Below are 11731 nucleotides of genomic sequence, written 5' to 3'. Positions count from 1 at the left end.
AAATATATTAAACGTAATCTCGCAAGAGATTCGTCAGTATTTTGAGTGAGTGACCTCCGGCAGCAATGCTGGAAAAACAGAGATTAAACTGAAGAGTTTGATCCTGGCTCAGATTGAACGCTGGCGGCATGCTTTACACATGCAAGTCGAACGGCAGCGCGGGCTTCGGCCTGGCGGCGAGTGGCGAACGGGTGAGTAATATATCGGAACGTACCCAAGAGTGGGGGATAACGTAGCGAAAGTTACGCTAATACCGCATACGATCTAAGGATGAAAGCAGGGGATCGCAAGACCTTGTGCTCCTGGAGCGGCCGATATCTGATTAGCTAGTTGGTGGGGTAAAGGCCCACCAAGGCAACGATCAGTAGCTGGTCTGAGAGGACGACCAGCCACACTGGAACTGAGACACGGTCCAGACTCCTACGGGAGGCAGCAGTGGGGAATTTTGGACAATGGGGGCAACCCTGATCCAGCAATGCCGCGTGAGTGAAGAAGGCCTTCGGGTTGTAAAGCTCTTTTGTCAGGGAAGAAAAGGCTGCGGCTAATATCCGCAGCTGCTGACGGTACCTGAAGAATAAGCACCGGCTAACTACGTGCCAGCAGCCGCGGTAATACGTAGGGTGCAAGCGTTAATCGGAATTACTGGGCGTAAAGCGTGCGCAGGCGGTTTCGTAAGTCTGTCGTGAAATCCCCGGGCTTAACCTGGGAATGGCGATGGAGACTGCGAGGCTAGAGTTTGGCAGAGGGGGGTAGAATTCCACGTGTAGCAGTGAAATGCGTAGAGATGTGGAGGAACACCGATGGCGAAGGCAGCCCCCTGGGTCAAAACTGACGCTCATGCACGAAAGCGTGGGGAGCAAACAGGATTAGATACCCTGGTAGTCCACGCCCTAAACGATGTCTACTAGTTGTTGGGTCTTAATTGACTTAGTAACGCAGCTAACGCGTGAAGTAGACCGCCTGGGGAGTACGGTCGCAAGATTAAAACTCAAAGGAATTGACGGGGACCCGCACAAGCGGTGGATGATGTGGATTAATTCGATGCAACGCGAAAAACCTTACCTACCCTTGACATGGATGGAATCCCGRAGAGATYTGGGAGTGCTCGAAAGAGAACCATTACACAGGTGCTGCATGGCTGTCGTCAGCTCGTGTCGTGAGATGTTGGGTTAAGTCCCGCAACGAGCGCAACCCTTGTCATTAGTTGCTACGCAAGAGCACTCTAATGAGACTGCCGGTGACAAACCGGAGGAAGGTGGGGATGACGTCAAGTCCTCATGGCCCTTATGGGTAGGGCTTCACACGTCATACAATGGTACATACAGAGGGCCGCCAACCCGCGAGGGGGAGCTAATCCCAGAAAGTGTATCGTAGTCCGGATTGTAGTCTGCAACTCGACTACATGAAGTTGGAATCGCTAGTAATCGCGGATCAGCATGTCGCGGTGAATACGTTCCCGGGTCTTGTACACACCGCCCGTCACACCATGGGAGCGGGTTTTACCAGAAGTAGGTAGCTTAACCGYAAGGAGGGCGCTTACCACGGTAGGATTCGTGACTGGGGTGAAGTCGTAACAAGGTAGCCGTATCGGAAGGTGCGGCTGGATCACCTCCTTTCTAGAGTCGGYATCWGACTCAAACGTYCACACTTATCGRCTGTTGTAATACGAAGAACAGCAAATGGGGCTGTAGCTCAGCTGGTTAGAGCACCGTGTTGATAACGCGGGGGTCGTTGGTTCGAGCCCAACCAGCCCTACCAGCCCCTTAGTAACACACACGGGGGATTAGCTCAGCTGGGAGAGCACCTGCTTTGCAAGCAGGGGGTCGTCGGTTCGATCCCGTCATCCTCCACCAAAGWYTTCAAACGTAAGCACAGATGCTTAGGTTTGAACKCTTAGTTCATCGTTCTTTAACAATCTGGAAGAAGTAAAAGTTTTATTAAGCGGATATCGAAAGATATTCACTTAGGGTAGTAGTAAAACTCATCAAACACAGTAGTAAGTGCTTGAACTTATAGCCGTCAAGGTTATAGGGACAAGTGAATAAGTGCACATGGTGGATGCCTTGGCGATTACAGGCGATGAAGGACGTAGAAGTCTGCGATAAGCTTCGGGGAGCTGACAAACAAGCATTGATCCGAAGATTTCCGAATGGGGAAACCCGGCCTTATAGGTCATTGCATACTGAATACATAGGTATGCAAAGCGAACGCGGCGAACTGAAACATCTAAGTAGCTGCAGGAAAAGAAATCAACCGAGATTCCCAAAGTAGTGGCGAGCGAAATGGGAAGAGCCTGTATGTGATAGTCGTTTGGATAATGGAATAGATTGGAAACTCTAGCCATAGCGGGTGATAGCCCCGTACGTGAAATCCAAGCGGTGGTACTAAGCATACGACAAGTAGGGCGGGACACGAGAAATCCTGTCTGAACATGGGGGGACCATCCTCCAAGGCTAAATACTCGTAATCGACCGATAGTGAACCAGTACCGTGAGGGAAAGGCGAAAAGAACCCCGGGAGGGGAGTGAAATAGATCCTGAAACCGTGTGCATACAAACAGTAGGAGCCTCGYAAGGGGTGACTGCGTACCTTTTGTATAATGGGTCAGCGACTTACATTCAGTGGCGAGGTTAACCAAATAGGGGAGCCGTAGAGAAATCGAGTCCGAATAGGGCGCTAGTCGCTGGGTGTAGACCCGAAACCAAGTGATCTATCCATGGCCAGGTTGAAGGTGCGGTAACACGCACTGGAGGACCGAACCCACTAATGTTGAAAAATTAGGGGATGAGCTGTGGATAGGGGTGAAAGGCTAAACAAACTTGGAAATAGCTGGTTCTCTCCGAAAACTATTTAGGTAGTGCCTCAAGTATCACCGACGGGGGTAGAGCACTGTTATGGCTAGGGGGTCATCGCGACTTACCAAACCATTGCAAACTCCGAATACCGTTGAGTGCGAGCTTGGGAGACAGACATCGGGTGCTAACGTCCGGTGTCAAGAGGGAAACAACCCAGACCGCCAGCTAAGGTCCCAAAGATTGGCTAAGTGGAAAACGAAGTGGGAAGGCTAAAACAGTCAGGATGTTGGCTTAGAAGCAGCCATCATTTAAAGAAAGCGTAATAGCTCACTGATCGAGTCGTCCTGCGCGGAAGATGTAACGGGGCTAAGCCAGTCACCGAAGCTGCGGATATCCGCAAGGATATGGTAGGAGAGCGTTCTGTAAGCCTGCGAAGGTGTCTTGTAAAGGATGCTGGAGGTATCAGAAGTGCGAATGCTGACATGAGTAGCGATAATGCGGGTGAAAAGCCCGCACGCCGTAAGCCCAAGGTTTCCTGTTCAACGTTCATCGGAGCAGGGTGAGTCGGCCCCTAAGGCGAGGCAGAGATGCGTAGCTGATGGGAAGCAGGTTAATATTCCTGCACCGTCGTATGATGCGATGGGGGGACGGATCGCGGAAGGTTGTCTGCCTGTTGGAATAGGCAGTTTCTGGTTCATAGGAGGTACTTAGGCAAATCCGGGTACRTAATCCAAGGGACTGGGACGAGTGMRCTTGYKCACGAAGCAATCGGAAGTGGTTCCAAGAAAAGCCTCTAAGCTTCAGTCATACGAGACCGTACCGCAAACCGACACAGGTGGGCGAGATGAGTATTCTAAGGCGCTTGAGAGAACTCGGGAGAAGGAACTCGGCAAATTGGTACCGTAACTTCGGGATAAGGTACGCCTCGGTAGTTTGACCACTTTACTGTGGAAGGACGAAAAGGTTGCAATAAACTGGTGGCTGCGACTGTTTAATAAAAACACAGCACTCTGCAAACACGAAAGTGGACGTATAGGGTGTGACGCCTGCCCGGTGCTGGAAGATTAAATGATGGGGTGCAAGCTCTTGATTGAAGTCCCAGTAAACGGCGGCCGTAACTATAACGGTCCTAAGGTAGCGAAATTCCTTGTCGGGTAAGTTCCGACCTGCACGAATGGCGTAACGATGGCCACACTGTCTCCTCCCGAGACTCAGCGAAGTTGAAGTGTTTGTGATGATGCAATCTACCCGCGGCTAGACGGAAAGACCCCATGAACCTTTACTGTAGCTTTGCATTGGACTTTGAACCAATCTGTGTAGGATAGGTGGGAGGCTTTGAAGTAGGGACGCCAGTTCCTATGGAGCCAACCTTGAAATACCACCCTGGTTTGTTTGAGGTTCTAACCTTGGTCCGTAATCCGGATCGGGGACAGTGCATGGTAGGCAGTTTGACTGGGGCGGTCTCCTCCCAAAGTGTAACGGAGGAGTTCGAAGGTACGCTAGGTACGGTCGGACATCGTGCTAATAGTGCAATGGCATAAGCGTGCTTAACTGCGAGACCGACAAGTCGAGCAGGTACGAAAGTAGGACATAGTGATCCGGTGGTTCTGTATGGAAGGGCCATCGCTCAACGGATAAAAGGTACTCTGGGGATAACAGGCTGATTCCTCCCAAGAGTTCATATCGACGGGGGAGTTTGGCACCTCGATGTCGGCTCATCACATCCTGGGGCTGTAGCCGGTCCCAAGGGTATGGCTGTTCGCCATTTAAAGTGGTACGTGAGCTGGGTTTAAAACGTCGTGAGACAGTTTGGTCCCTATCTGCCGTGGGCGTTGGAAATTTGAAGGGGGCTGCTCCTAGTACGAGAGGACCGGAGTGGACGAACCTCTGGTGTACCGGTTGTCACGCCAGTGGCATTGCCGGGTAGCTAAGTTCGGAAGAGATAACCGCTGAAAGCATCTAAGCGGGAAACTTGCCTTAAGATGAGATTTCCCAGRGCCTTGAGCTCTTTGAAGGGTCGTTCGAGACCAGGACGTTGATAGGTCAGGTGTGGAAGTGCAGTAATGCATTAAGCTAACTGATACTAATTGCCCGTACGGCTTGTCCCTATAACCTTGCCGGTTATACAGCACTTGCCTGTGTTTGAGATACCCANGTGGAAGTGCAGTAATGCATTAAGCTAACTGATACTAATTGCCCGTACGGCTTGTCCCTATAACCTTGCCGGTTATACAGCACTTGCCTGTGTTTGAGATACCCACTTTACTTCTTCCAGATTGCGCATCGTGTTCACTGAACACGRTGCTACAAGTTATGCCTGATGACCATAGCAAGTCGGTCCCACCCCTTCCCATCCCGAACAGGACCGTGAAACGACTTTGCGCCGATGATAGTGCTGCAACCAGTGTGAAAGTAGGTTATCGTCAGGCTCTTATTAGAAAAGCCCGCTAGGCATGTGCCAGCGGGCTTTTTGCTGCGCCGATGATAGTGCTGCAACCAGTGTGAAAGTAGGTTATCGTCAGGCTCTTATTAGAAAAGCCCGCTAGGCATGTGCCAGCGGGCTTTTTGCTTTTCCGCTTGTTGCGTTCGAGACAAGCAACACAAATATGTCTCAATTTGTAGAAATTTTGACTCAGCCTTCGGGTCCCGATAGTGTTAGATTCCCTATAACACCCCACCTCATCGGGACATTTGGAGACAGAAATGGAATTTCGCACAAGCTTGATCGCAGCCGCGATCGCCATGGTTGCTGCCAACGCCGGCGCCGCCCCAAACATGATGGCCAGCCCGGTTGCCTTCTCCGCCCAGGAGAAAGCGCGCCTGGTGTCGACCCTGAACGGTGAGCGGGGCAAGTATGGCCTGGATGCCGACCATGGTTACTCCATCGCCAGCCAGCACCCCGGCGAACGGGGGAGGGCAATCAGCCGGGTGAATCACACCTACAAGGGTGTGCGCATTTTTGAATCCGAATCCGTTGTGGTCACCGACCAGGGCGGCAACATCGTCAGTGAATCGGTTGGCGAACGCCGCCAGGGCCTGACGGGCAAGCGCTTCGATGTCAAGCCGTCCATTAGCGGCAAGGAAGCCATTGCCAAGGCCCGCCGCAACATGGTTGCCGCCGGCGCCGAGATCGACCCGCCATCCGCCGAACTGGTCATCTTCCCTATCGTGAAGACCGTGCGTGCCGCCGGCGCCGAGAACAAAGCTGAAGCAGACCTGAATGCCGTCGATGTGCAGGACGTCGTTGCCGGTCATGAGCTGGCCTACGTGGTGAAAACCCGCCACCATGGCGCCTTCTACGACACCATTGTCAGCGCCCGCGACGGCCGCATCCTCGACCAGTGGAGCGCGATGCAGAATGTGGTCGGTACCGGCCACAGCCAGTACAACGGCGACGTGCCTATCAACACCACCCTGTCCGGCGGCGTGTACAAGATGATCGATGGCAGCCGCGGCACCGGCGGGACCTTCGGTGCGATGGCGATCACCAATGCCAACCATGGCACCAGCGCCGGCGCGGTATACAGCAATGCCACCAATGTCTGGGGCGACGGCCAGCAGTACATTGCCGGCGGCAGCACCACCAATGCCAACGGCCAGACCGCTGCGGTGAATGCGCTGTGGGGCCTGATGAATACCTACGACATGCACAAGAATGTGCTGAACTGGTCCTCGCTCGACGGTAACAATACCGCGACCTATATTGCCGTCCACGTCAACACCGCTTACGACAACGCTTACTACTCCGACAGCTGCAAGTGCATGTTCATCGGCGACGGCGGCAGCTACTTCAACAACCTGGGTTCGATCGATGTGATCGGCCACGAAATGGGCCACGGCATCACTGCTGCCACTTCCAACCTGACCTACCGGGGCGAATCCGGCGGCCTGAATGAGTCTTCATCCGACATCTCGGGCGAAGCCGTGGAAGCCTATGCACGCGCCGGCGGCACCGGTACTTCGCTGCCCGTCCCATCGAGCAACGACTGGGTGATGGGCAAGGAAATTGCGAAGAATGGCCAGCCGCTGCGCTGGCTGTACAAGCCAAGCAAGGATAGCAAATCGCCTGATGCATGGAAGTCCACCATCAAGCGCCTGGACGTGCACTACAGCAGCGGTCCGAACAACCGAATGTTCTATTTCCTGGCCATGGGCTCCAGCGCTACCGTGGGCAGTGACACCTATTCGCAATACTTGACCCAACAGCCTAAGGCCATGACCGGCATCGGCATCGACAAGGCCTACCGTATCTGGTTCCGTGCGAACACCACCAAGTTCACCTCGTCGACCAATTACGCAGACGCTCGTTTGAAAGTGCTGGCAGCAGCGCAGGAACTATACGGCGCCAATAGCGCCGAGGCGAAAGCAGTCCAGCGCGCCTATGCTGCCATTAACGTGGGTGCCGACGTGGCAGAATAAGCCGCGCAGCGACGCACAGGAACCGCCAGGACAACCTGGCGGTTTTTTTTTGCCCTTCGTGACAATGTGTGATTGTGCATCGGCTAGTTGTTGGCAAAATGCAAGTCATGAATGGAATTTTCACGACGCAGCTTGGATACGCCATGGCTGCCTTGTACGTGCTGCTGGGTGTGGTCTCCACAGGCGTGGGATTGGCGCTTGGCTCGCGTACCAGCCAATTGCGCGACCAGGTGAATGCCTGGTGGTTCATCTTCCCCGTTGTAAGCTGCGGCTTGATCCTGTACCCGGTGGGTGCGCCGCTGCTGGCACTCGTCATTTGCGGCTTGGCTGCGCGGGAGCTTGCGCCTTACTGCGGTCGAGCTGCCGGCCGCTTTCTGGCCGCCGCGGCTGCGAGCCTGTTCGCTGCCGTTATCGCTGGCGCGTACTCGCCTTCTTCCTTGCCTGCGGCGTTTGCACTGGCCAGCGTCGCTGCCGCTGCGTACCTCTGGCATTCACGCAAGCTCGCTGCGCTGCCCTGGCTGCTGTTTGCAGTGACCTGCTTTGGTGTCAGCTTCGTCCCCGCGTTTGTGCACCTGCCGTTCGGGCCGAAGGTGAACCTGTCCTGGCTGTTTTACCTGTTCATCGTGACCGCCTTGAACGACATCGCCCAGTTCACCAGCGGCAAACTGTTCGGCAAGCAGAAAATCGTTCCCCAGATCAGCCCGCAAAAAACCTGGCAAGGCTTGCTGGGCGGAGTTGTGGTTTCCGCCCTGCTGTCGCTGGGCATGGGCGCCTACTTCGGCTTGGGCCAGCCAGCCTGGCTGGCGGCAATCGCCGTGCTGCTGTCGGTTGGCGGCTTTGCCGGCGACGTGATGTTCTCCGCGGCGAAACGCAAGCTAGGCATCAAGGATTTTTCAAACCTGATTCCCGGCCATGGCGGGATGCTGGACCGCGCGGACAGCCTGGTGGTTACGGCCCCCCTGCTGTACCTGTTGCTCAATTATCGATAAGGAAAAAAGAATGAAGATTGAACGAGGCCTGGCCTGGAGCGAGAGCCAGTCCGGATTTGCCGCGGCCGACGGTACGCGCCTGTTCTACCGGAGCTGGATGCCGCTGGCGCCACGCAGCGGAGCGCCGCGCGCATTGGTCTTCCTGCATCGCGGGCATGAGCATTCCGGCCGTATCGGCGCGCTGGTTGAGCAATTCGGCTTCCACGGTGACTGGGCGTTCGCTTACGATGCGCGCGGGCATGGCTACTCGCCGGGCGAACGCGGTTCGGCGCCTAGCTTCGCCACGATGGTGGACGACCTTGATACTTTCGTGCACCACATCTGCAGCAAACATGGCTTCGCGATCGAGGATGTGCTGGTGGTGGCCAACAGCGTGGGTGCCGTGGTGGCTGCGACCTGGCTGCATGACTATGCGCCGCAGGTACGCGGCCTGGTCATGGCTGCCGCCGCCTTTGCGATCAAGCTTTACGTTCCGCTGGCGAAACCGGGCCTGCGTTTCGCACGGCGCTTTAAGCCGGATCTGTTCGTCACCAGCTATATTCGCCCGACCATGCTGACGCATTCGGCAGAGCAGGCTCGCGCCTACGGCGAGGACCCGCTGATCGCCAAGAGCATCTCGGCCCAGATCCTGCTTGAACTTGCCGATACGGCGCAGCGCATCGTGCACGATGCAGCCGCCATCGATACGCCGGTGTTGATGCTGGCGGCGGACCAGGATTACGTGGTGCATGAGGCGCCGCAAAAGCTGTTCTTCGACCGGCTGTCGTCGCCAGTGAAACGCTACGTCAGGCTGCAGCGCTGCCGCCACGCCATCTTCTACGAGGAAGACACTTCCGTCGCGATGCAGGCGAGCCGCGCCTTTATCGATGAATGCTTCGCTTCGAGGCCGGCATCACCGCAGCGTTTCGCGGCAGCTGATCGCCAGGGACAGGGTGCGCAACACTACGCGGCGCTGGTGAACAACCAGACCGGCAATGCGCTGACGCGGGCATGGTTCGGCGTGCAGCGAAACATGCTGAAGGTAATGGGGCCGCTGAGCGACGGTATGAAGATCGGCCTGCGTCACGGTTTTGATTCGGGCGAGTCGCTGGACTATGTGTATCGCAACCAGGCCGGCGGCAAGCTTGGTTTTGGCGGCATGATGGACCGCGGCTACCTGGATGCGGTGGGCTGGCGCGGCATCCGCCTGCGCAAGGTGCAGATGCAGCAGATGCTGGCCGAGCAGATCGCGGCGCACCAGGCCCCGGGCCCGCTGCGCATCCTCGATATTGCCGCAGGTTCCGCGCGATACGTGCTGGAGACCGTCAAGCGTTTCCAGGACCGCGAGATCGAGCTCACGCTGTGCGACTACGAGCAGCACAACCTGGACCAGGCGAAGCGGTTGGCGGAACAGCTGAAGATCAGCGCCCGCATCGAGTACTGTCGCCGCGACGCCTTCGACGCCGACAGCTACAAAGGCCAGGAAGGACGCTACGACATCGCCATTGTTTCCGGCCTGTATGAGCTGTTCAGCGACAACGCGCTGGTGCTGAAATCGCTAGGCGGAGTTTCGGCCAGCCTGCGCGAAGGCGGCAGCTTGCTGTACACCGGCCAGCCGTGGCATCCGCAACTGGACATGATCGCCTACACGCTGAACAACCACCGCGGCGAGCCATGGCGCATGCGTCCGCGCGTGCAGGCCGAGATGGATGGCCTGGTTGCGCTGGCCGGCTGCCGCAAACTGCGTACCAGTATCGGGCTGGAAGGGATTTTTACAGTGTCTCTAGCGGAGAAAGCATCAGCGCCTGGCGCACCCGGTTAAATACCGTCACCAGAGACAGCACCAGGACCGCGGCAAGCAGGGCGTTGTGCCAGAACGGCGCAACGCCTGCCCACTCGAGCAGGCCAAGCAGGCCGAAAGCAAAGGCGCGGTCGCTTTTCCCCATCGGTCCATCGAAGCGGCGAGGGACGCCGATGCTGCTGGCCAGGACACCGGCGAACTCCGCCAGCAGTGCGAGTACGACGACCAGCACCACCAGGTGCGCAGAGACGCCAGCCAGCAGGGCGACCGGCAGATACAGGGCGGCGTCCGATACCTGGTCGCACAACTCGTTGAGCAAGGCGCCCAGGGCGGTCTTGTTGCCGGTCGCATTTGCCAGCATGCCGTCGATGGCGTTGAGCGCCATGCGCAGCAGGAGGAAGAAAGGCAGGCCCAGCCACAGGCCGAGGCACTGCGGTGCCAATGCCAGCGCAGCACCGTAACCCACGGACAGCATCATTGCTGCCAGCGTGACCTGGTTCGGCGTGATGCCGATCCGCGTGAGCAGGTTGAGGAATGGACGCAGCAATTGCTGAAAACGCGGTTTAAGCTGGTAGATCGAGATGCTCATGGCGTGTAAGAGTCAAGGTAGATACGGGCGATAAATCGGCTGCGGCTATAACCCATCGCACAGTGCAGGTAGACCGGGCGGTCCTGCCTGCGCTCCGTGTCGATAGCTGCAAGGATGGCGCGAACCTGCTTGCGGCTGGGCGCCTGCAGGTCCAGTAAGGGGATGTGGCGGTAATGGCCGCGGCGCAGCGCACCGGTTTCACTGAGTTCTGCGCTCAGGTCGATGACGCTGCAGCCAGGCGGCAGTTGCAGCGCCTCGCTGGAGCTCAGGCGGCGGCCTACCCATAAACCGTCGGCCGCCTTCGCGAACGCGGGTTTGCCGCGGTGGCGCCAGCGTACCAGCTGCCATGTTGCGGCGTAGCCGGCAAGGTAGGGCCAGAACAGCAGCCAGATCCAGGCCGGATGCCGGCCTTGCTGTTTGCGCAGGAAGGATGCATTGCGGCGGGCGTACGCCAATGCCACCAGCAGCAGGCTGGCCGCCAGGTAAATCCATGGCCACGCGGGGGCGAACAGGCTGGCTGCCAGCAAGGCCAGTCCGGCCATGATGGCGTAATAGAACGAGAGGCTTTGGCGTGCAGTGGCGCCGGGACGCACCGCACGGCAGGCGATGCCTGAAAGGACGATGCCGCCTGCGATATCGGCAACGGCATGCTGCCAGGTCAGGAGCGTGCTGGCGCCAACCAGCAGCAGCCAGCAGGCCAGCGCAATGCGCCAGGTACGGCTTACGATGGCTGGCCGCAGCGCGAGCCACAGCAGGATGCAGTAGGTTATGTGCAGGGACGGGAACTGGTTGTAGGGACGGTCCGATGCGTCAAGCAAGCCATAGGCTAGCTGGAGCAAGCCGTGCTCTGGCACCATCCTGCCGGCAGGGAAGCGCGCCGGGAGGACAGCGAACACCAGGCCGGCTGCGACGGTGGAGAGCATCAGGCGGCGGCTATAGGCGCGCAGGGAGTCTCCTTTGCGAACCTTGAAGAAGGCCCAGGCCAGCAAGGGGCCGGAGCTGGCATAGGGAATGATCATCCACGGCAGGAACGGAATGGCCTGCTCGAACGGAAGCGCCAGCGTGCGCTGGACCTGCGCCGCTTCGGCAGCAAGGTTCGTGAGCGTGTAGCAAAGCCCGAATAACAGGGCATTGATGATCAGGTGCAGGAGTTGCATTC

At 57.2% G+C, this 11731-nt stretch carries 5 protein-coding genes, 2 tRNA genes and 3 rRNA genes; 8 read left to right on the top strand and 2 right to left on the bottom strand.

The window, feature by feature from the left end; genetic code table 11:
- The first annotated feature begins 85 nt into the window (after positions 1-85).
- The 8 genes from ASD07_RS20430 to ASD07_RS20395 all read left to right on the top strand — a co-directional run bounded on the left by ASD07_RS20430 (position 86) and on the right by ASD07_RS20395 (position 10004).
- A 16S ribosomal RNA gene (locus ASD07_RS20430) occupies positions 86-1616 on the top strand.
- A gap of 65 nt (positions 1617-1681) precedes the next feature.
- A tRNA-Ile gene (locus tag ASD07_RS20425) sits at positions 1682-1758 on the top strand.
- 19 nt (positions 1759-1777) lie between these two features.
- Positions 1778-1853, top strand: a tRNA-Ala gene (locus ASD07_RS20420).
- Positions 1854-2031: 178 nt separating this feature from the next.
- Positions 2032-4903: ribosomal RNA gene (locus ASD07_RS20415) — 23S ribosomal RNA — on the top strand.
- Between the two features lie 208 nt (positions 4904-5111).
- Positions 5112-5224, top strand: a 5S ribosomal RNA gene (rrf, locus tag ASD07_RS20410).
- Together the 16S, 23S and 5S rRNA genes with 2 tRNA genes alongside form the textbook arrangement of a ribosomal RNA operon.
- A gap of 274 nt (positions 5225-5498) precedes the next feature.
- Complete coding sequence (locus ASD07_RS20405; protein WP_055934453.1) at positions 5499-7214, top strand: M4 family metallopeptidase; 1716 nt, start codon at positions 5499-5501, stop codon at positions 7212-7214.
- A 143-nt stretch (positions 7215-7357) separates the two neighbouring features.
- A complete protein-coding gene (locus ASD07_RS20400; protein ID WP_162246590.1) occupies positions 7358-8203 on the top strand; it encodes a phosphatidate cytidylyltransferase in 846 nt (281 codons plus the stop codon).
- Between the two features lie 10 nt (positions 8204-8213).
- Positions 8214-10004: a bifunctional alpha/beta hydrolase/class I SAM-dependent methyltransferase gene (locus tag ASD07_RS20395; protein ID WP_055934449.1), complete on the top strand. Its 1791-nt coding sequence runs from the start codon at positions 8214-8216 to the stop codon at positions 10002-10004.
- Here ASD07_RS20395 and ASD07_RS20390 read toward each other — a convergent pair.
- Positions 9955-10572 (bottom strand): CDP-alcohol phosphatidyltransferase family protein, encoded by a 618-nt coding sequence (locus ASD07_RS20390; RefSeq protein WP_055934447.1) that lies wholly within the window; start codon positions 10570-10572, stop codon positions 9955-9957. The genes ASD07_RS20395 and ASD07_RS20390 overlap by 50 nt on opposite strands.
- The gene (locus tag ASD07_RS20385; protein WP_055934445.1) at positions 10569-11729 is read right to left on the bottom strand and encodes a phosphatase PAP2 family protein; all 1161 of its coding nucleotides are present in this window, start codon (positions 11727-11729) and stop codon (positions 10569-10571) included. The genes ASD07_RS20390 and ASD07_RS20385 overlap by 4 nt, the downstream gene beginning before the upstream one ends.
- Positions 11730-11731 lie beyond the last annotated feature (2 nt).

This window comes from Duganella sp. Root336D2 (assembly GCF_001425005.1).
Classification (GTDB): domain Bacteria; phylum Pseudomonadota; class Gammaproteobacteria; order Burkholderiales; family Burkholderiaceae_D; genus Rugamonas.
This window is presented reverse-complemented; position numbering and strand designations above follow the sequence as displayed.

Bases quoted from the DNA above. Each gene is read 5' to 3' on its own strand.
- ASD07_RS20400 (WP_162246590.1), top strand. From the start codon at position 7,358: ATGGCTGCCTTGTACGTGCTGCTGGGTGTGGTCTCCACAGGCGTGGGA.
- ASD07_RS20390 (WP_055934447.1), bottom strand. From the start codon at position 10,572: ATGAGCATCTCGATCTACCAGCTTAAACCGCGTTTTCAGCAATTGCTG.
- ASD07_RS20385 (WP_055934445.1), bottom strand. From the start codon at position 11,729: ATGCAACTCCTGCACCTGATCATCAATGCCCTGTTATTCGGGCTTTGC.
- ASD07_RS20395 (WP_055934449.1), top strand. From the start codon at position 8,214: ATGAAGATTGAACGAGGCCTGGCCTGGAGCGAGAGCCAGTCCGGATTT.
- ASD07_RS20405 (WP_055934453.1), top strand. From the start codon at position 5,499: ATGGAATTTCGCACAAGCTTGATCGCAGCCGCGATCGCCATGGTTGCT.